This window comes from Variovorax sp. CAN15 (assembly GCF_030462475.1).
Taxonomy (GTDB): Bacteria; Pseudomonadota; Gammaproteobacteria; order Burkholderiales; family Burkholderiaceae_C; genus Variovorax.
Genome location: NZ_JASMRZ010000002.1, coordinates 148,272 through 167,825, shown reverse-complemented (window position 1 = coordinate 167,825; position 19,554 = coordinate 148,272). Strand labels below are relative to the sequence as shown.

At 67.4% G+C, this 19,554-nt stretch carries 14 protein-coding genes and 1 pseudogene; 7 read left to right on the top strand and 8 right to left on the bottom strand.

Annotated features, from left to right (window positions below; genetic code table 11):
* Window positions 1–8: 8 nt before the first annotated feature.
* The 5 genes from QMO14_RS02485 to QMO14_RS02465 all read right to left on the bottom strand — a co-directional run bounded on the left by QMO14_RS02485 (window position 9) and on the right by QMO14_RS02465 (window position 7,974).
* On the bottom strand, window positions 9–2,423 hold the full coding sequence (locus tag QMO14_RS02485; RefSeq protein ID WP_301504097.1) for an RND family transporter: 2,415 nt from the start codon (window positions 2,421–2,423) through the stop codon (window positions 9–11).
* A gap of 59 nt (window positions 2,424–2,482) precedes the next feature.
* Window positions 2,483–4,147, bottom strand: coding sequence for a DUF1302 domain-containing protein (locus QMO14_RS02480; RefSeq protein WP_301504096.1), 1,665 nt, complete (start codon window positions 4,145–4,147; stop codon window positions 2,483–2,485).
* A gap of 46 nt (window positions 4,148–4,193) precedes the next feature.
* Window positions 4,194–5,594, bottom strand: coding sequence for a DUF1329 domain-containing protein (locus QMO14_RS02475; protein ID WP_301504095.1), 1,401 nt, complete (start codon window positions 5,592–5,594; stop codon window positions 4,194–4,196).
* 257 nt (window positions 5,595–5,851) lie between these two features.
* On the bottom strand, window positions 5,852–6,481 hold the full coding sequence (locus QMO14_RS02470) for a cytochrome b (protein WP_301504093.1): 630 nt from the start codon (window positions 6,479–6,481) through the stop codon (window positions 5,852–5,854).
* A gap of 38 nt (window positions 6,482–6,519) precedes the next feature.
* Entirely contained in the window at window positions 6,520–7,974 is a 1,455-nt protein-coding gene (locus tag QMO14_RS02465) for an aldehyde dehydrogenase (protein WP_301504092.1), read from the bottom strand.
* A 328-nt stretch (window positions 7,975–8,302) separates the two neighbouring features.
* On the opposite strand from QMO14_RS02465, the gene QMO14_RS02460 reads away from it, so the two are divergent.
* On the top strand, window positions 8,303–9,265 hold the full coding sequence (locus QMO14_RS02460; protein ID WP_301504090.1) for a helix-turn-helix domain-containing protein: 963 nt from the start codon (window positions 8,303–8,305) through the stop codon (window positions 9,263–9,265).
* A 150-nt stretch (window positions 9,266–9,415) separates the two neighbouring features.
* The gene (locus QMO14_RS02455) at window positions 9,416–10,888 is read left to right on the top strand and encodes an APC family permease (RefSeq protein ID WP_301504088.1); all 1,473 of its coding nucleotides are present in this window, start codon (window positions 9,416–9,418) and stop codon (window positions 10,886–10,888) included.
* Window positions 10,889–10,906: 18 nt separating this feature from the next.
* On the opposite strand, the gene QMO14_RS02450 is transcribed toward QMO14_RS02455, so the two are convergent.
* Window positions 10,907–11,455 carry a GNAT family N-acetyltransferase gene (locus QMO14_RS02450; protein WP_301504086.1) on the bottom strand — a complete coding sequence of 183 codons (549 nt, stop codon included), beginning with the start codon at window positions 11,453–11,455 and terminating at the stop codon, window positions 10,907–10,909.
* A 158-nt stretch (window positions 11,456–11,613) separates the two neighbouring features.
* Here QMO14_RS02450 and QMO14_RS02445 point away from each other — a divergent pair, with 158 nt between their 5' ends.
* The gene (locus QMO14_RS02445; protein ID WP_176666459.1) at window positions 11,614–12,354 is read left to right on the top strand and encodes an IclR family transcriptional regulator; all 741 of its coding nucleotides are present in this window, start codon (window positions 11,614–11,616) and stop codon (window positions 12,352–12,354) included.
* A gap of 55 nt (window positions 12,355–12,409) precedes the next feature.
* Here QMO14_RS02445 and QMO14_RS02440 read toward each other — a convergent pair whose 3' ends face one another.
* Window positions 12,410–13,786, bottom strand: a complete 1,377-nt coding sequence (locus tag QMO14_RS02440) for an aspartate aminotransferase family protein (protein ID WP_301504083.1) — start codon at window positions 13,784–13,786, stop codon at window positions 12,410–12,412.
* 132 nt (window positions 13,787–13,918) lie between these two features.
* On the opposite strand from QMO14_RS02440, the gene QMO14_RS02435 reads away from it, so the two are divergent.
* Genes QMO14_RS02435 through QMO14_RS02425 form a run of 3 tightly spaced genes read left to right on the top strand, consistent with a single transcriptional unit; the run spans window position 13,919 to window position 17,345 of the window.
* A complete protein-coding gene (locus tag QMO14_RS02435) occupies window positions 13,919–15,415 on the top strand; it encodes an NAD(P)/FAD-dependent oxidoreductase (RefSeq protein WP_301504081.1) in 1,497 nt (498 codons plus the stop codon).
* Between the two features lie 59 nt (window positions 15,416–15,474).
* Window positions 15,475–15,852 carry a DUF4440 domain-containing protein gene (locus QMO14_RS02430; RefSeq protein ID WP_301504079.1) on the top strand — a complete coding sequence of 126 codons (378 nt, stop codon included), beginning with the start codon at window positions 15,475–15,477 and terminating at the stop codon, window positions 15,850–15,852.
* Between the two features lie 41 nt (window positions 15,853–15,893).
* Entirely contained in the window at window positions 15,894–17,345 is a 1,452-nt protein-coding gene (locus QMO14_RS02425) for an APC family permease (protein ID WP_301504077.1), read from the top strand.
* Between the two features lie 17 nt (window positions 17,346–17,362).
* On the opposite strand, the pseudogene QMO14_RS02420 reads toward QMO14_RS02425, so the two are convergent.
* Window positions 17,363–17,725 (bottom strand): annotated as a pseudogene (locus tag QMO14_RS02420) (cyclic peptide transporter); the annotation flags it as partial.
* A gap of 442 nt (window positions 17,726–18,167) precedes the next feature.
* Between QMO14_RS02420 and QMO14_RS02415 the strand changes: the two are divergent.
* Window positions 18,168–19,067 (top strand): TolC family protein, encoded by a 900-nt coding sequence (locus QMO14_RS02415; RefSeq protein ID WP_301504075.1) that lies wholly within the window; start codon window positions 18,168–18,170, stop codon window positions 19,065–19,067.
* The last annotated feature ends 487 nt before the right edge of the window (window positions 19,068–19,554 follow it).

Genomic DNA, 19,554 nt, shown 5'->3' with positions numbered 1-19,554 from the left:
GATGGAGTTCAGTGGTGCTGCAGCCCTGTCGCCCGCACCGGCTTGCGGCGCGGGAAGAGCCTTTCCAGCCAAACCGCCATGGCGGGCAGGGCGGTCATCGCCATCACCATGTTCACCATGAACATGAAGGCCAGCAGCTTGCCCATGTCGGCCTGGAACTTCAGCTGCGAGAACGACCAGGTCGCCACGCCCACGGCCAGCGTGATGGCGGTGAAGATGGTGGCCGTGCCCACTTCCAGGATCGCGTGCTCGATGGCCTTGACGATGGACTGGCCCGCGGCCATGTGCATCAGCAGGCGGTTGTAGATGTAGAAGGCGTAGTCCACGCCGATGCCCACCGCCAGCACCATCACCGGCAGGGTCGCCACCGTGAGGCCGATCTGCAGCTCCTTCATGAACCAGTAGCCGATGAAGGTGCCCACCGTGAGCGGCAGGCAGCAGGCCGCCACGGCGCGCAGGTCGCGGTAGACCAGGAAGACCAGCACCACGATGGCCGCGTACACGTACAGCATCATGGGCAGCTCGCTCCTCTCGACCTCGTCGTCGATGGCCGCGAGCACGCCGGCATTGCCGGCGGCCAGGCGGATGTTCACGCCGGGCATGGGATGGCCGTCGCGGAAGGCTTTCACCGCGTCGATCACGCGCTGGATGGTGGTGGCCTTGTGGTCGGTCAGGAAGAGGTTCACCGCCGTCATGCTGCAGTCCTTGCGCATGGTGCCGCGGATGCGGGCGATCTCGGTGGACAGGGCGGCGTAGTTGGCCGCATCGATGGGCACCACGGCCATCTTGGGGTTGCCTTCGTTGTAGCCCTCGTTGTACAGCCGCAGCTGTCCGGCGTACGACGAGATCGACAGCACCCCCTCTACCGGCTGCATCGCCCAGACGAAACGGTCCTGGTAGAGCCCGATGTTCACGTTCGCGCAGCTCTCGGGCGGCGCTTCGAAGACGACGGTCAGCCAGTCCAGGCCTGTGTCGAAGTTGCGCGCGATGGACGCGGCGTCGCGGTTGAAGCGCGCGTCCTCGCGCAGCTCCGGTGCGCCCGGCTGCAAGGTGCCGACCACGCGGTCGCGGCTTTGCCACACCGCGGCGGCGAATACTGCCGCGGTGACCAGCAGCATCGCGGCCGCCGTGCGAGGCTGGGCCACGCGGGCCAGCACGCGCAGCCAGCCCGAGCGGCGCTCGCGCTGCAGCAGGGCCTGGTCGGCGAAGTCGCGGCTCACCTCGAAGAAGGAGGCGGCCACCGGCAGCATGACGAGGTTGGTCACGATCTTGTAGGCCACGCCCAGGGAAGCCGCGATGGCCAGCTCGCGCACCATCGGGATCGGGATCATCAGCAGCGTGACGAAGGAGACGAAGGCCGTCACCAGCGCCAGCGTGCCGGGAATCAGCAGGCCGCCGAAGCTGTCGCGGCAGGCCTCGTAGGTCGTGCGGCCCTGCGAGATGCGCCGCACGATGTAGTTGATCTGCTGCACGCCGTGCGACACGCCGATGGCGAACACCAGGAACGGCACCAGCACCGCCAGCGGATCGAGCCCGAAGCCCAGCAGCCGCAGCGTGCCGAACTGCCACACCAGCGAGGCGAGCGAGCAGGCGATGGGCAGCAGCGTGAAGCGCACCGAGCGGCAGTACCAGTACACCGCCCCGGCGGTGAGCAGCAGCGCGACCAGGCAGAACTTGAGCACCGACTGCGCGCCGTCGGCGATGTCGCCGATCTGCTTGGCGAAGCCGATGATCTGGACCTCGAAATCGCCGTCCTCGAAGCGGGCGCGGATCTTTTCTTCGAGCAGGTGGTTGTAGGCCACGTAGTCCAGCTTGCGGCCCTGCGCGTCGTACTCGGCCAGCTCGGCCGTGACCATCGCGCTGGTCTGGTCGCGCGAGACCAGCGTGCCAATGAAGCCGCCCTGCGCGGCCGCGCGCTGGATGCCGGCAATGATCTCCGGCGTGAGCCGATCGGGCGTGATGGTGGCGTCTATCAGGGGATCGGCGCGGAACCCTTCCTCGGTGATCTCGTTGACGAAGCTGTTGGGCGTCCACATCGACTGCACGCCCAGCCGCTCGATGCCCGGCAGGTAGGTGACGGCCTGGGTCACCTCGTACAGGCGCTTGAGGGCCGGTGCGGTCCAGATGGTGCCGTGCCGGGCCCTGACCACGAAGTTGAGCCGGTTGGCGCCCAGCACGTCCTCGCGGTAGGCCTGGAAGGTCTGGATGTACTCGTGGCCCGAGGGCATCTGCTTGTCGAAGCCGGCATCCATTCGAAGCTGCGCGGCGAACCACGCCATGGCCAGCGTGAACAAGGCCAGCGCGACGAGGATGCCGCGGCGATGGGAGAAGCAGAAGGCCTCGAGGCGCTGCACGGCGCGCTGCAGCGCGGAGGCCTGGGCAGGAACAGGTGCGGAGGCGGGGTCGTGATTGGGATCGGACACGGAGTGCTTTCAGCAGGCGGCGCCGCCACCGCCGTGCGGGCGGTGCACGGCGCGCCGGGTCAGAAGTTGCGCGACAGGGTCAGGCCCACGAAGTTGCGATCGCGATAGGGCTGGTCGAACACGCTCTTGCCGCCGAAGAAGGCCGCGTAGTTGATCGAGGCCTGCCACTTCGCCGGGTTCTGCACGAAGGTCACGACCAGGTTGACTGACTTGGCGCCCTCCATCAACTGGCCCGCGCCGTTGGGCGTGCGCCCCTTCACGGCCTGGAAGTAATACACCTCGGGAATCACCTGCCAGCCGGGGATCAGCGTGCCGTCGTAGACCCAGCTGAAGTCCAGGTTGTAGCCCCACGCCGTCTTGGACCCCACCGGCTGCGGCGTGCCCGCGGCGCTGAACTCCTGGCCCCAGCCCCAAGCGCCCGCGGCGATCGGATCGGAGCCGTAGTACTTCTTGAGGTTGGGATAGCGCACGACCACAGCCTCCGCCATCAGCGTCGCGGTGTCCGCGCCGAGGGCGCGCAGCACGCCGCCAGCGTTGTTCGGCGTGAGGCTGAGCATGCCGGTCAGGTGCCACTGCAGCTTCTTCTCGTCGACCCAGCAGTTGCCGTGGTTGAACGAGCAGCCGCTGGCCGCCGGGTTCAGCGCCACGGCGTCGCGCGGACGGTACGACAGCTCGGTGCCCACCGACCAGTCGCCCACCGGCATGTTGGCGCTCAGGCCGTAGAGGCGGCGGTTCTCCGGGTAGGCCCAGCCCGGGCGGCCGGTGCCGCCCGCATTGGTGCTGAAGTTCAGCGACTTGTCGTTGTAGTTCATCACGTAGGCGCCCAGGTTCAGCTGCGTGCCTTCGGGCTGCCACTTCAGGGCGGTGCCCCACTGCCCGCCGTTCTTCGGCTTCGTCTGGATCAGCCCGTAGGCGTCGTGGCCCTTGCCCATGCCGTTGGCCACCGACCAGTACGAGCCGGTGGGCGGCATGTAGTTGCCGTTCCACCGCGACTGCACGTAGGCCTCGAAGTTGAGGCCGTGGCCCAGGCCCGTGGCGAAGCTGGCGATGGGCGCGGGCAGCACCGCCTCCTTCAGCTGAGTGCCCGGCTGCGACAGCCGCATGATGTCCAGGGCGTTGGTCGCGTTGATGCCGCCGGGCAGGAAGAGGCTTTCTCCCCAGCTGATCACCTGGTTGCCCACGCGCACGCGCGCCGTCTCGCCGCCGAGCTGGAAGCTCTTGCTCACCCAGAAGTCCAGCAGTCGGGCCTTGAAGCGCAGGTCGCTGCGCGCGTCGCTGGCCAGGCCGCCGGGCAGGTACTGCGGCGCGGCGGCGCTGGTGTAGCCGGTGGTCTGGGTGGCCGTGAGGTCGCGGATCCAGTTCACCCGCCCGAGGAAGGTGATGTCGTCGGGCATCTTCAGGAGCAGCTCGTGGCTGCCCTTGACGTAGGTGGTGAAGGCATCGCCCTTGCGGTAGTTCAGGTTGCCCTGGTCGCCCATCGACGAAGTCGGCGCCAGGCAGCCCGCGGGCGCTCCGACGCCCACCGCACCCTGGATGACGAGCGTGCAGGAGGGGTCCTTGGCGCGGATGCCGGTGCCGATGGTGATCGTGGAATCGAAGCTTCCTCGCACGTTGTCGGTCTCGAAGGTGAAGGCATGGGCGGCTCCGGTCGCGGCGAGCAGGCAGGCGGCGGGCACGGCGCTCAGCCGGGCGAAGGTGCTGGAGGGGCGGGCGGTGAAGTTCATCGGTTCTTCTCCTCGGGGCTTGTTGTCGTCGTTCTGGGCGCGGCGCTCAGCGCTCGCTGATGGCGCGCAGGTTGTCGGCCGTGAAGAAGCCCGAACGCATGCGCGGGCCGGTCGGCTCGGTGAACCAGCGGATGTCCTTGCCGACGCCCACGGTGTGCGTGTCGAAGACGTAGCGGCCCTCGGCCAGGTTGTTCTGCACCATGGCCATCGCGTCGCACGAGCCCGTCTCGTACACCGGGATGAGGAAGCCCTCGCGCATCTTGGCGAGCTTGTTCTGCCCGTCGAAGTCGTCCATCAGCAGCGGCGCCCAGCTGTCCTCGTCGAGGTAGACGGTGCGCCTGGGCGCCGAATGGCGCATGCCGGCCTTGACGGTGGCTTCCACCACCCACACGCGGTGCAGTTCGTAGCGGCGATGCGACTGCGCGATGAAGTCGTCGCGCGCCACGTCCTCGAACTTGGCCTTGAAGTCGTAGGCGCCGAAGGCGTTGTAGGGAACGTAGATCTCCTTCTTGCCCACCAGCTTCCAGTCGAAGCGGTCGAGCGCGCCGTTGAAGACCTGCGGCTCGTCCAGCGTGTACTGGTTCTCCATGCCGATCTGCGGGGAGTCGTGCGAGTAGGTCGGCATGCGGCGCACGCGGCGCTGGCCGGGGAAGTAGTAGAAGGTCTCGTTCTCGGCCTGGTTCAGGTACTGGGTGATCGCCAGGGCCTGTCCGGCCAGCGCGGCGGGCGCGGTGTAGCCGAAGTACACGTAGAACTCCACCGGCGGCAGCGAGGACAGCTGCTGCGAGCCCTTGGCGCCCGAGGGGATGAACACCGTCTGCTCCGAGTCGGCGCGGATCCACTCCGTGCTGCCGCGGCGCGGCGAGACGGCGGTGATGGTGCCCTTGTAGTCGACGCCCACGCCGCGGTAGCGCATCTTGGAGTTCCACATCGCTTCCACGCCATTGGAGGGAAGCGGAAACGGATAACCCGGCACGGTCGCCTCCTTCAGGCTCCAGCCGTCGTCGTTGAGGCGGGCGGTGCCCACGTTCTTGCGCGTGTTGGCGGCCACGAAGTCCGGCACGCCGCAGGTGCGGTGCGACGGATAGACGTCCATGCGGTAGTCCTTGCGCTGCTTGAGCATGGCGACCTGGCCGGCCGAGAGCTTGTCGGCGTACTTGTCGACGTTGGCGGCATCGATGGTGAACAGCGGCTTCTCGTCCTTGTGCTTCCAGAAGTCGCGCCGCAGCTTGCCCCATTCCCAGCCGGGCAGCGGCGGCTCCGCGCCCTGCCAGGCGGGAATGCTGCCGTCCGCGTTGCCCTCGCGCTGGGCGCCCGAGGGCGTGAGCTTGTCGAGCTGGGCCGCGTCGGGCGCGGCCATGGCGTAGAAGCCGGGGCAGAGCAGGCCGGCGGCGAGGGCCGCCGCCAGGGCGAGGGGGCGAAGGGTTCTTGCACAGTGCTGGGTCATGGGAACTCCTGAAAGATGAAGAGGCGAGGTGTGTGGATCCGGATCGCCCGGACCGTGACCGGGCTGCGCCGATGCCCGCTTTACCAACCGGCAGTGGGGTCTTTGGACTATCGGAGGGAGGCGAGGCCGGCCGTTATCCGAGATCGGCATCTGCTTGCAGGTAAGTCGTCGCGCCGCTTCTGGCATGGCCGCACCACGCCGCAACGCACCGCGATGCGGTGCGTCGTGGTGCGGGTCGGGTAACGGAGGGGCGTGGATCAGCCGGTGCTGCGACGCAGCGGCAGCATGCGGCGCAGCACGGCGTCCTTGCGCACGAAGTGGTGCAGCATCGCGGCCCCGATGTGCAGCACCACCAGCGGCCAGGCCAGCCAGGCGCCGATGAAGCTGTGCACCGCCCAGGCCGCATCTTCCAGCTGCGCCACGGAAAGGCCGAAGGCGCCGCGTATCGCGGCTGCGATGGCGGTATCGCGGCAGGCCGGGACCACGAACAGCCCGAAGTCCGTCGGGTCGTAGGTCGTCATGTAGCCCGACAGCGGCATCAGGATCAGGATGGCGTAGAGCGCCCAGTGCGCCGCGTCGGCCGACAGACGCTCCAGGCGCGAGCCGGCGACATGCCGCGGCACGCCGCCGGCGATGCGCCACACGAGCCTGGGCAGCGTGAGGAAGCCGATGGACAGGCCCAGCACCCAATGGATGTTGAGCAGCGGCACCACCCGCTCCGCATTGGGCGTGGTGCCGAACAGCCCCGGCTTGATGCTGGTCTGCGGATCGACGAACCAGATCACGTAGTACACGACCACGTAGGCGGTGATGAAGGCCGCGGCCGTGGCCCAGTGGAAGAGCATCGAGGCCCGGCCCCAGGCGTCGATCGTGTTGCGCCAACCCATGTCAGGATTCCTTGTCTGGTGCATTGTGAGGCCGGGCCTCAGGCCGGCAGCAGGACGGTGACGACCTTCTCCTCGGTGTACGCCAGCGCGCCGGGCAGCCCGCCCTCGCGGCCGATGCCGCTGTTCTTGAGGCCGCCCCAGGGCAGGTTGGCGTCCAGCGGACTCCAGCAGTTGACGCCCACGGCACCGGCCTTGACGCGCGCGGCCACGCGGTGCGCCCGCGCGAGCTGCGTGGTCCACACAGTGGCCGCCAGCCCGTAGGACGAATCGTTGGCCAGCGCGATGGCTTCTTCCTCGGTGTCGAACGCAATCACGGTGCCCACCGGCCCGAAGATCTCCTCGCGGGCGATGGTCATCCGGTTGGTGGCCTCGGCAAAGATGGTGGGTTGCACGAACCAGCCCTTCTCGGGCCGGGAGACGCCGCCGGCCAGCAGCACCGCGCCTTCGTCCAGGCCGAGCTGGATGTAGCGGTTGACGCGTTCGAACTGCGCCTTCTTGGCCACCGGCCCCATCTGCACGCCGGCCTGGCGCGGGTCGCCGACAGTGACCGCCCGGGCGGCCTCGGCCAGCGCCTGCGCGAAAGGCTTCGCGAGGCTGCGCTGCACCAGGATGCGCGAGCCGGCGGCGCACACCTGCCCCTGGTTGACGAACAGGCCCATGGCGCAGCCGCGCAGCGCGTCGTCGAACGAGGCATCGTCGAACACGATCTGCGGGCTCTTGCCGCCGAGCTCCAGCGTGACGCGCTTGAACAGCGGCGCGGCGATGCGCTGGATGGCGCGGCCGGCCTCGGGGCTGCCGGTGAAGCTGATCTTGGCGACCAGCGGGTGCTCGCACAGCGCGCGGCCCACCACGTCGCCATAGCCGGTCACCACGTTGATGACGCCATCGGGAAAGCCCGCTTCCTGCGCCAGCCGCGCGAGGTGCAGGGCGGACTGTGGCGTTTCCTCGGCGGGCTTGACCACCACGGTGCACCCGGCGGCCAGCAGGGCGGCGAGCTTCCACACGGTGATCATCAGCGGCGAGTTCCACGGCACGATGGCCCCGACCACGCCTACCGGCTCGCGCAGCGTGTACGACAGCGTGGGCGTGCCCATGTAGCCCCCGGTGGGCACCGTGCGGCCTTCGAGCTGGTTGGTCCAGCCGGCGGCCGCGCGCAGGTTGGCGACGGCGTTGGGCACGTCCATCATGCGCGGCTCCATCGGCGAGCGGCCGATGGCGTTGGCGTCCATGTCGGCAAGCAGGGCCGTGTCGCGCTCGACCAGGTCGGCAAGGCGAAGCAGCAGCTGGGCGCGCTGGCCCGCGTGCAGCCGGCTCCAGGCGCCGCCTTCGAGCTGGGCGTGGGCCGCGGCCACGGCGCGGTCGACGTCTTCGACGGTGCCGCGGGCGGCGCTGCCGTATTCATGTTCGTCCACGGGGCTGACAAGGCGCATGCGTGCGCCGTCGGAGGCTTCGGCGTGGGCGCCTTCGATGAAATGCTTCAGGTTCTGGGTCATGGTGTCTGCGGATGTTCGAGCGGCCGCAGTGTCCGGGAGGGCGCCGTCCGGCGTTAGCCCAAATCAGCAACGGTGCGCGGCACGTGTGCACCGCAAGGGTGCGGCTGGCGTGTCGAATCTGTGCACGATTGTTGCTCTGAACAAATGGAGCAAGCAGGAAGCCACCATTCGCGGCAGGCAGAGGCGTGAAAATTCAAGAATTCCAAGTACTTATCTATCGGGTTTCCCCTGTCGGGCGGCGGGCATGAAAAATGCAGAATTTTTCCTATTTGAGAAAAATGCATATTTGCTGATTGACGCAGCCCTTCCCGATCGAGGACTCCGCAACATGAACCGAAGCATCCGCCACTTCCAGGACGTGCATGCGCATGCCGCATCAGTCGCTCATTGGAGCCAGCTGCTGTACAGCCAGCTCGCGGCCGGCGCACTGGAGAGTTCGCTGCAGCAATTGTCCAGCGAACACTGCCACGCTTTTCGCGAGCGCATCAACAAGCGCGTTGTGCAGCAGGGAGAAGCACCCCGCGACAGTGTGTGCTTCGCAGTCCCGATCTCCATGCCGGGCACCGTCCGGATGCAGGGGCGCGACGCGGACGGCAGCAGCCTGTACTTCCTGCGCGGCGGCGAGGAGTTCATGTGCCACATGCCTACCGGGATGGATCTTCTGTCCATCGCCTTCGACCGAGCCTTCTTCGACGCCACGCTCCGGGAGGTGCCATTCGCCGACGAGATCGCCCGGCTGCTGCGCCAGCCCGTCATCAAGGTGCCGGCGCAGCGCTTCGTCGAATGCCGCCAGCGCCTGCTGGCGATATTCTCCGAGGCCCTGGTCAACGACGAGATGAGCGGCACGGCCGCGCGGCAGGACGAACTGGAACACGCGCTGCTGGACGAGCTGCTGCGGCTGGTGATGGACCCGGCATGCGACCGGCATCAGCGCAGCGGCAGTTCCACCCAGGACTTCATCGTCGAGAAGTGCCACCGGATGGCCATGGCCGAGACCATGAGCGCGCCCAGCGTGATGGAGCTGTGCGAGCGTCTTCAGGTCAGCCGGCGCACGGTGCAGAACAGCTTTCGCGCGGTGGCGGACACCACGCCGCTGAGCTACCTGCGCTCGGTGCGCCTGAACGGCGTGCGGCGCGCCCTCATGGGCAGCCGTGCCGGCGACCTGACCGTGGGCGACGCGGCGGGGCAGTGGGGCTTCTTCCACCTGAGCCATTTCGCAGCGGAATACCAGGAGCTTTTCGGCGAACTGCCGTCGCAGACGCCGCGGGCGGCGCAGTGGCATGACGCCTGAGGCGGGCGTGCGCGTCCGGATTGCCGATCCGGGATACCGCTGCGCACGCATGCCTTCCTAGACTGCCTGTCTCGGCGGCCGGCGCTGCGGTGCACGGCCTTCTCTCCCCACGCTGCACGCGTTCGCGCGCGGCATGCATTGCGACGCACCATGGAAACGCTGACCCCCGCGATGACGCCTGCCCAGGAAACGCGCCACCCCCACGCCACCAGTCTGCGCCGCGGCACGCTGAGCGCGGGCTTCATCACGCTGCTGGTCATTTCGGCCGCGAGCCCGCTGAGCGTGGTGGCGGGCGGCTTCCCTATCGGGATGATGCTGGGCAACGGCGCCGGCACGCCGGTGCTGGTGCTGGTGGCGCTCGGCCTGCTGCTGATGTTCGCGACCGGCTACACCGCCATGGCCACCTGCGTGACCAGCGCCGGAGGCTTCTATGCAATGGTGGCGCGCGGCCTGGGCGGCAGGGCGGGCGGGGCGGCGGCCATGGTGGCCGTGTTCGGCTACGTCACGCTGCAGTTCGGGCTCTACGGCATGCTGGGCGCGGTGGCGTCCGAGACGCTGCAGGCGCAGTTCGGCCTGGCGGTGCCGTGGTGGGCCTGCGCCTTCGCGGCAATGGCCAGCGTGGCGGTCTTCGGCTACCGGCAGATCGACTTCTCGGCGCGGGTGCTGGCGGTCTTCGTGGTGGCCGAGTACCTGGCGGTGCTGGTCCTGGACGTGCTGATTCTGTCGAAAGGCGGTGCCCACGGCATCGATGCGCACTCCTTCTCTCCCGAGGCCTTCACCAGCGGCAACCCCTTCATCGGCCTGCTGTTCTGCTTCGCGGCCTTCATCGGCTTCGAGGCGACCACCATCTACAGCGAAGAGGCCAAGGACCCGAAGCGCAGCATTCCCGTCGCCACCTATTCGGCGCTGCTGCTGGTGGGCGGCTTCTACTCCTTCTCGCTGTGGTGCCTGGTGCTCGGCGTGGGCAGCGACCGGGTGGTGGCCACCGTCAGCGGGTTGGCCGACCCGACCAACCTGCTGTACCTGCTGTCGGACACCTATGCGGGGCACGGCCTCACGGTGCTGCTGCGCCTGATGTTCATCGCCAGCATCTATGCGGGGCTCATTGCATTCCACAACTCCAGCGCGCGCTATTTCTACGCCATGGGCCGCGAGGGCCTGATGTCCGCTCGCCTGGGCTGGACGCATGCGCGCCACCGCAGCCCCCATGTGGCCTCGGTGCTGCAGACGGTGCTGAGCGCCGTGGCGGTCGGGCTGTTCGCGCTGCTGGGCGCCGACCCGGTGCTCACCATGTTCGCCTGGCTCAGCAACCTGGCCACGCTGTGCCTGCTGGTGCTGATGATCGCGACGGGCGTGGCGGTGGTGCGCTTCTTCCGTGCCGACTCGCATGGCTATGGCCGGATGCGAGTTCGCGTGCTGCCGTTGCTGGCGTGCGCGGGATTGCTGGCGGTGCTGGTGCTGGCGGTCGGCAACTTCCATGTGCTCACCGGCGCGAGCCGGGGCATCTCGGCGGCCCTGGTGATCACGGTGCCCCTGGCCGCGGCGGCGGGCTGGCTCGCCGCATCGCGGCTGGCGAGGCGCGATCCGCAGCGCTTTGCCGCGCTGGGCCAGGACCACGGCTGAGCCCCGGCGTGGCGCCCGTCAAGCTGATGAAGCGCGCAGCCATTCCTTGTGAAGGATCGCGTACTGCATGGTGTTCTCGTAGACGGGCTTGCCCTGCGCATCGTTCCTGAACGAGATGAACTCCAGGAACAGCCCTTCGGCGCGCATGCCCAGCTTCTCGCACAGCCGCCGGGAGGCGCCGTTGTGGTCTTCCACATAGGCATAGAGCCGGCGCGCGGCCCGGGCTGTGAAGAGATGGGCGAACAGCGCCGCGGCGGCCTCGTGGGCGTAGCCCGTGCCGCCGAAACGCGGGTTGAGGTTCCAGCCGACCGAGAAGGTGTCGTCCTCCTGCATGGCGAACAAATCGCCGATGAGCTGCCCCGAGTCCCGGAGGCACACGGCCACGTACTCGCCGCCGGTACTGCGTCTTCGAGCCTCGGCCCGCGCGGCTTCGAGGTCCGCGAGTGCGAGCGACAGGAAGCAGCTCGCGGTCGGTGCATGCAGGTAGTCGAACAGGTCCGCGGCGTCCTGTTCGCGAAAGCGCCGGAGGATGAGCCTCGGGGTGTGGATGGGTTTCTCAAGGGGCATGGTCTTTACTTGCGTCCTGTCTCGGGTGTCTGTGCCTCGGGGATCCGGCACCGCCGCGGGCCTCGATCAGGTCCGTGGATGGTGCCCGACAATGAAGGGCAACACGCCTTCGCGTGCCCGTACGATTTCCTGTTTCACGACCGCAGCCTTTCCAGACGATGAACAGCCTTCGCCGCATGCTCGATGTCCTCGATCTCTTCCGGCCCGACCAGCCGGTCATCGACGTCGAGATCATCTGCAACCAGCTCGGCTACACGCCCGCCAGCGCCTACCGCTACCTGCGCGAACTCGGTGATGCCGGCCTCCTTGTGCGCCTGCCCCGCGGCTATGCGCTGGGGCCGCGCATCATCGCGCTCGAGCACCAGATGACCGACTACGACCCGGTGCTGGTGCGCAGCCGCGACCTCGTCGAGAAGCTGGTGGCCGAGACGGGCCTGGACGCCGTGATCAGCGAGTGGTACGGCGACTCGGTGGTCAACGTGCTGATCCGCCGCGGCCCCGACCCGGGGCCCGTGGGCGGAGGCCGCGGCCGCCCCATCGACCTGTTCCACAGCGCGACCTCGCGCGTGGTGCTGGCCTACCTGCTGCCGCGGCAGATCCGCCGCGTCTTCGATGCCCATGCCAGCACGCCCGAGGGGCAGCAGCAGGGGCTTGAATGGAAGTCCTTCTCCAAGGGCCTGCTGGCGATCCGCAAGCAGGGCTACTGCATCAGCGAAAGCGAGCTGCATCCGGGCCGCACGGGCGTGGCCGCGCCGATCTTCGACGAGAAGCAGCGCGTGCTCGGCAGCATGACGCTGGTGGGACGCAACGAACGCTTCAGGGCCTTCCAGGAAAGCTACCTGTGCACGCTGGTGACCACTGCCGCGTCGGAGCTCACGGCCCGCATCGCCCAGCAGTAGGCGATATGGGCGAACCGCGCACCGGCCGCGCGTCGCGCGCGGCACGGCCGGTGATTCAGAGCGAGGCCAGTGCCTCGCCGAAGACATCCAGCGCGCGGTGCAGCAGCCGCCTCGAGATGGTCAGCGACGGCATGACGCGCATCACGTTGCCGTAGCGCCCGCAGGGCACCATCAGCACGCCGTGGCCGAGCACGTACTCCATGATCCGGCCGACCTTCTCCGGCGCCAGCGGTTCCTTGGTGGCCTTGTCCTCGACGAGCTCGATGCCGATCATCAGGCCCTTGCCGCGCACCTCGCCCACGTAGGGGCTCTGGAAGCCGCGCACCCGTTCCTGCACCTCCTGGCCCAGCAGCTCCGCGCGCGGCATCAGCCCCAGTTCGGGGTCGTGCAGGATCTCGAGGTTGGCGAGGGCCACCGCCGCCGACAGCGAGTTCGCCGCGAAGGTGTTGGGGACCGAGCCATCGGGAATGCGCGCGGCCAGGTCGCTGCGCATGGCGATGCCGGCCATGGGAACGTCGCCGCCGATGCCCTTGCCGAAGGTCAGCATGTCGGGCTTCACGCCCGTGTGCTCCACCGCCCACATGCGGCCCGTGCGGCCTGCGCCGCACTGCACCTCGTCCACGATCAGCAGCGTGCCGCTGCGGTCGCAGGCCTTGCGCAGCAGCTGCAGGAATTCGGGTGACGGCGGAACGTAGCCGCCTTCGCCCTGCACCGGCTCCACGATAACTGCGGCCACGTCGTCGGCGGCCGTGTAGGGCGTGTTCAGCAGGTAGTCCACGTACTCGCCGGCGATCTGCTCGGCCGACTTGTGGGTGGTGTCGAATGGGAAGCGATAGGCGTACGGATATGGCGCATGGATCACTCCACCCATGAAAGGGCCGTAGCCCTTGCGGTAGGCGGTGCCTGTGGTCAGCGCGTTCGACGCATGCCACACGCCGTGGTAGCCGCCATGAAACGCGATGATCTGGTGGCGGCCCGTCACGCGCCGCGCGAACTTCACCGCCGCTTCGAGCGCATCGCTACCGCTTTGCGCGAAGAAGGTGATGCAGTCGTCGCGCAGCCCTTCGGGCATCAGGGCCGACAGGCGCGCGGCCAGCTCGGTGCGGCGGGTGCTGTTGACCTCCATCGCATGCATGAGCTGCTGCGACTGCTCGACGATCGCTTTCTGCACCTTCGGATGGCAGCGGCCCACGCTGCTCACGCCGACGCCGGCCGACAGGTCGACGAAGGTACTGCCGTCCGGATCCTTGAAGGTGGCACCGAAGGCGCGGTCCATCACGACTGGCATGCGGCCGCCGCCGCGCGCCATGGATTCGGTGCGAGCCGACAGCGCCAGGGCTTCGGCCGCGCGCGGTCCGGGATAGGGGCCCGCCGCCATCTTTGGGGCGTCGGGGAAATGCAGGGTTTCGAGAATGGATTCGATGTCGTTCACAACATGCCTCGTTGAGTCTCTGGGTGCTTGAGTGCAGGCGCGTTCAGCACGCCGGCTGCAGTCATGGTTGCATCGATCACCGCAGTTCGTTAGCCCGAATCGGCAAGTCCGCTGCCATGGCGGCGGGCCGGAATGCGCTCCGCAGCGCTTGCCGATTTCGGCTACTTGCGCCCGACGGGATTCGCAATCATTGCGCCCATTCCCGACACAACACCATCCATTCATCCCGTGAAAAAAACTTCAGACGGATTCAACATCAAGCCAGGACTCCCATTGAGCCGCGGTTTGACTTCGCCTGCGGCACTTCCTGCACAAGGCTTGCCGCACGACGACTACGACGTGGTCGTGATCGGCGCCGGGTTTGCCGGCCTGACGGCGGCCAGGGAGCTGGGCCTGCGGGGCCTGCGCGTGGCCATCATCGAGGCGCGCGATCGAATCGGCGGCCGAACCTTCACGGCTGAGCAGGACGGGCAGAAATTCGAAGTCGGCGGCACCTGGGTTCACTGGGGCCAGCCGTACGTATGGAATGAACTGCATCGATACGGGCTGGACACCACCGAGTCCGTCAGCGGCACGGCCGACTCGATCAGCCTCCTGACTGCCGAGGGTCTGGTGACGGACTCCGCGGAAGCGATGGGCAATGACCTCGACGCAGCGCTGAGCGCGTACTGCAATGTGGATGGAGCGAACGGCCGGATCGCATTCGCGAACCCTCATGTCGATTCCACCAACCTGCTGTCGGACTTCGATGGCCAGAGCCTGGCGGATCGATTCAGGGACATGCCCGTCTCCGGACGGCAGCGCGACCTGCTGCTCTCGTTCATCTCCATGAACGCCGCGACCGATCCCGCAAAAGGCGGCCTGTATGACCAGCTGCGCTGGTGGGCGCTGGGCGACTACTCGGCGGACTCGCTGCTCAAGCGCCTGGGACGCTACAAGATCGCGAAAGGCACGTCCGCACTGGCGCTTGCGCTGCTGAAGGATTCGAATGCCGATCTGGCGCTCGGAGAGCCGGTCTCCAGCATCGAAACGGTGGAAGGCAAGGTCCGGATCCAGGCGAAGAGCTTTTCCGTCGGCTGCAAGGCGGTGGTCGTCGCGGTTCCGATGAACGTGTTGAGCGACATCGACTTCGTGCCGAAGCTGCCGGAGGCACGCTCGGCTGCACATCGCGAACGGCATGTCTGCGCGGGCACGAAATTCATTGCCCGTGTCGATCGCAATGTCGGCGCGTGGGTCGGCTTCGCGCCTTATCCCAATCCGCTGACCATGTTGGTCGCCGATCGTGAGGTCGATGGCAAGTCCGTCCTGGTCGGCTTCGGGCCGGACGATGCCGTCGACCTTCAGGACATCCGCGTGGTCGAAGCAGAACTTCGCAAGTTCATCCCGGGAATCAACGTGCAGGAGGTCGTTGCGCACGATTGGACGCACGACCCGTACGCCAAGGGAGGCTGGACCTGGTTCTCGCCGAACCAGACCTCCAGGGTTTTGGCAACGCTCCAGACCCAGGCGCCGCCGCTCTTCTTCGCCAGCACCGATTGGGCCACCGGCTGGAGAGGATTCATCGACGGCGCGATCGAAGACGGGATTCGAGGTGCCAGGGATGCACTCGAATTCTTGCGATCGCGGTAGCAAGAAAAGACCCAATAGCCCCCGATCCGACACACCATTTTTCAAAGGAAAACAAAGCAATGACACTGGAACAGGCCATCGAAAGACTTCAGACCTTGTGCCGCCAAGGCGACGCTCGCTTGCTGCAACAGGAGATGTTCGCGCCGGACGCGAGCGTCAGCGGCGAGGGCGCTCCCGGCATCACCGTGGGTGCCGACTTGCTGCCAGCGCTCACGGAAATGCTCAAGATGACGCCCAAGCTCTCGATTCGCTCCGTGCGGACGACGGAGCTCGCGGAAGGCGCGGCGGTCACCTGGCTGGAGTGGACCTCTCCGCCGGCAGACGGGCCGGCCGGCGAGGTGATCGCATTGCGATCGCTCACGGCCTGGCGCAGGCAAGGGGCTTCCTGGGTCATCGCGGCCGACATGTATGGCATGGGCGATTTCGGTACTTCCTAGGCCGGCGGCCAGGCCCCTGATTTATGTGCAAGGAGCATGCGATGTCTGAACCAGCGAGTCCGCCAGCGGACCACACGGGCCTCAAGCGAGATGCGATCGGTTGGTTCGGCATCTTCCTGATGGTGATCACGACGAATGGCCCGCTGACCTCCATGGGCGGCGGCGTGCCAGTGAGCATCACGCTGGGCAATGGCATCGGCCTTCCGGGCTCCTATGCCGTCGTCTGTGCTGCGTATCTGCTTTTTGCCGTCGGCTTCTGCGCCATGAGTCCCCATGTGGAGAACGGCGGAGCCTTCTACGCCTACATCACCAAGGGCCTGGGCACCATTCCGGGCATCGGGGGAGCATGCATTGCGGTGTTGTCGTACATCGCGATCCTGCTGGCCTGCTATGCGATGCTGGGGCACTTCGTTCACATCGCGATGGCTTCACTGGGCCTTGACGCGCCATGGTGGGCCTGGGCAATGGGCTGCGCCGTGGGCGCGCACCTGCTCTGCGTACGCGGCATCGAATTCAGCGGGCGGCTGCTCCTGATCCTGATGCTTTCGGAGGTCGGCGCCATATTGTTGGCGGACCTTCTCGAAGTATTCAACCTGCGGCTCGCCGGCCACGCGCTGTCCCTCGCGCCGTTCTCGCCGGAGGCCGTGTTCACCCCCGGGTTCGGGCCCTCGCTGATCTTCGTAGTCGCATCGTTCATGGGCTTCGAAACCGCGGCGATCTACTCGCAGGAAGCCAGGGACCCTCGACGCTCGGTGCCTCGAGCGATGTACCTGTCGATCGCATTCATCGGCATTCTGTATGCGGGGTCCATCCTGCTGATGCTGAATCATTTCGGCCTCTCGCAGGCGGTGGCCGTGGCAACAAGCGACCCCGGCGGCATGTGGCTTTCGATGTTCTCGGCCCTGGCCGGTCCCACGGCGGCAAAGATCGGCGCGGTGCTGGTCATCACCAGCCTCTTTGCCGCCGTCCTGAGTTTCACGAACGTGCTGGCGAGATACTGGCACGCGCTCGCCTCCTGCGGCCTCGTCTGGAGCCGATTGTCCCGGACGCACCACAGGCACAGGTCCCCGCACGTGGCGTCTGCGGCAACGCTGTGCATATCGGTGACGCTGGTTCTGCTGTGTGCAGTGGCGGGCCTGGATCCGATGCTCCAGGCCCTGCCCTGGGCAAGCGTTCCTTCAGCGGTCGGCGTGTTGACCTGCCAGGTCCTTGCCGCGCTCGCCGTCATCGCGTTCTTCCGGAAGCATCCGATGAAGGTCTCGCCCTGGCGATCGCTGATTGCACCAGTGATCGGCGCGGCCGTGCTGACGTTCTTCCTGTGGCAGATGATCACCCACGTCCAGCTCCTGTCGGGGCTGCCGGCCGGACCGAGCTACGCGTTGGCGTTCAGCGTGCTGGCAGCCGGCTTGCTGGCGTCGATCTACGCGCTCCATCTGCGCTTCCGGTCCCCGCAGCGGTTCGCGCAGCTGTCGTCGCTGGTCAGGCTGCAGTAATGCGGCCGCAGCCGGGCCTATCGGAGATCCGCCATGAACGACCTGGATGACTTCGGCTTCCCAGGCGGGACGAACTCATCGACGACCCGCCCCGCGCTCATTCGAATCACCCGGTCCGCGGCGTCGAAGTAGCGATCGTCATGCGAGACCACGATCAGCGTCTTGCCCTCGCGCTTGAGTTCCGGCAGCAACTCACGATAGAAGACGCTGCGGAACTCCGGGTCCTGGTCCGCGGCCCATTCGTCGAACATGACCACCGGACGGTCTTCCAGCCAGGCATGCACGAGCGCGAGGCGCTTGCGCTGGCCCGTCGAGACGTCCGTCGTGGAAAACATGCCGTCGACGAGATGGACCTTCCGCGCGACTCCCAGGCGCCGCATCAGTTCGCCGGCTGACCGAATGTGCTCGGCATCCTGCGTGGGCGCGCGGCGCGCCGACATCATTGCGCAGCTCCTCATGGAAGCCGTGCTGATCGGCGTGGCTTTCGGTTACCCGCCCGCAAGAAACGCCGCACGGCTGGAGCCAGTGCAGGCCCTCGCGCGGGATTGACATGACGCGATCCATATCTTCCTCTCTTCTTCGCCTGCGGGCGTACTTGCCCCGAGCCATGGTCACCACGCTGCTGGCCTGATGGCGCGCGGGCGAGCCGCCCGCGCTCGACGCCTGGGTCAACACCGCACTCGCACGCAACGCCGACCTTGCCAGGCGAGCGTCAGGTTGCGCCGCGCGATGCCGGAGCCCCGGGCGGCGGACAACCGGATCCAGGTTCGAGCAACACGGGGCAAATCGCGGTGAGCTGGGAGCTCGATCTTTTCCGGCGCCTTGGCGCGCTGCGGGACGCCGCCAGCTTCGAGGCGCAGGCAGGACACGCAGGACAGGCAGGACAGGCAGGACAGGCAGGACAGGCAGGACAGGCAGGACAGGCAGGCAGTGCGGCAGGTGCTGGTCGCCAGCGTCATCGACCTGTACTTCCAGCTCGCCTGCGCCAACGACCGCGTGGCGATGGCCGAAGCCAGCGAACGCGACGCCCAACGCATCGTGTCCCTGATCCAGGCCCGCTTCCAGGCGGGAGCGGAAGGCCGGCTGGCGCTGCACGAGGCGCGGCAAGTGCGCGAGGAGCGCGCCGCCGATCTGGCGGCCCAGCGCCAGGCAGCCACGGTGCTGCACGAGCGCGTGCGCGAGCTGCTGGATGGCGCTTCCGTGCCGCAACCCGAGCCCCGGACACTGCCCGAGATCGCCTTGGCGCCGGTACATCCAGGCCTGCCGGCCGATCTTCTCGGCCGCAGGCCCGACCTGCGCGCCGCCCAGTGGCGGCTCCAGGCCGCGAGCGCGCGCACCGACGCGGCGGTGGCCAGCTACTACCCCGGCATCTCGCTCACCGGCGCGCTGGGCGGTTCCAGCAAAGCCCTGCTCGACGTGCTGGCCAATCCGGTCGCGACATTGGGCATCGGCATGACCTTGCCCTTCCTGCAGGCGCGCACGCTGGGCATCGAGACGGACATCGCCCGCACTCGCTACGAAGAGGCGGCAGTGGGTTTTCGCAAGACGCCGTATACCGCGCTCGGCGAGACGGCTGGCCCAACTGCGGAACCAGGTTCAGCTGCGTCAGGTGCTGGGCGGCGGCTGGAGCCAGAACGATCCATGGGTGATGCCCTGATCTTGCGGATACCTGAGGCCCTGGGCCATGCAACGGCCCGTGTGCGCCGGGCATCTGAGCATTGAAACGATGGAAGAAACAGGAACTTCGCTGAGCAGCGGAAAGACGGCAGGCAGCGCTGCGCGCTCCGAGCGTGTGGCCCGCGCACGGGCAGCGGCGGAGGCGCAAGCGATCCGCCTGCGTGGCGCGGCGATTGCCTATCGAACTGCACGGATGTGGAAACGAGAGCCTCTCGCGTCAAGGGATCCATGAAGGGCTTCATCCGATCTCCACCAAACGCGCAATGCTTGTCAATGTTGAAGCAATCCAATGACGAACTCACCTCTCTCTTGCCGGCTGCTCGTCCTTTTCTCGCGCTCGACTCCCCGCTCCGCGGCGCACACAGGCCACGATGGTGTCCTTGTGCACGTCCAGGCCCGCACAGCGCTCACAAAGTATCCGCATGAGAGCCTTCGGGCGGTTGATGGGCACCGCAGGCAGTCCTCGTCATCGAACTCTACTCAGCGTGCTTAGGGGCGTCACTTCCCTGTGCCACATTCCCGAGTGCTCGCA

Coding starts and splice junctions, on each gene's coding strand:
- QMO14_RS02470 (WP_301504093.1), bottom strand. CDS start 6,481: ATGGGTTGGCGCAACACGATCGACGCCTGGGGCCGGGCCTCGATGCTC.
- QMO14_RS02465 (WP_301504092.1), bottom strand. CDS start 7,974: ATGACCCAGAACCTGAAGCATTTCATCGAAGGCGCCCACGCCGAAGCC.
- QMO14_RS02430 (WP_301504079.1), top strand. CDS start 15,475: ATGACACTGGAACAGGCCATCGAAAGACTTCAGACCTTGTGCCGCCAA.
- QMO14_RS02450 (WP_301504086.1), bottom strand. CDS start 11,455: ATGCCCCTTGAGAAACCCATCCACACCCCGAGGCTCATCCTCCGGCGC.
- QMO14_RS02475 (WP_301504095.1), bottom strand. CDS start 5,594: ATGACCCAGCACTGTGCAAGAACCCTTCGCCCCCTCGCCCTGGCGGCG.
- QMO14_RS02480 (WP_301504096.1), bottom strand. CDS start 4,147: ATGAACTTCACCGCCCGCCCCTCCAGCACCTTCGCCCGGCTGAGCGCC.
- QMO14_RS02455 (WP_301504088.1), top strand. CDS start 9,416: ATGGAAACGCTGACCCCCGCGATGACGCCTGCCCAGGAAACGCGCCAC.
- QMO14_RS02435 (WP_301504081.1), top strand. CDS start 13,919: ATGCGCTCCGCAGCGCTTGCCGATTTCGGCTACTTGCGCCCGACGGGA.
- QMO14_RS02460 (WP_301504090.1), top strand. CDS start 8,303: ATGAACCGAAGCATCCGCCACTTCCAGGACGTGCATGCGCATGCCGCA.
- QMO14_RS02445 (WP_176666459.1), top strand. CDS start 11,614: ATGAACAGCCTTCGCCGCATGCTCGATGTCCTCGATCTCTTCCGGCCC.
- QMO14_RS02425 (WP_301504077.1), top strand. CDS start 15,894: ATGTCTGAACCAGCGAGTCCGCCAGCGGACCACACGGGCCTCAAGCGA.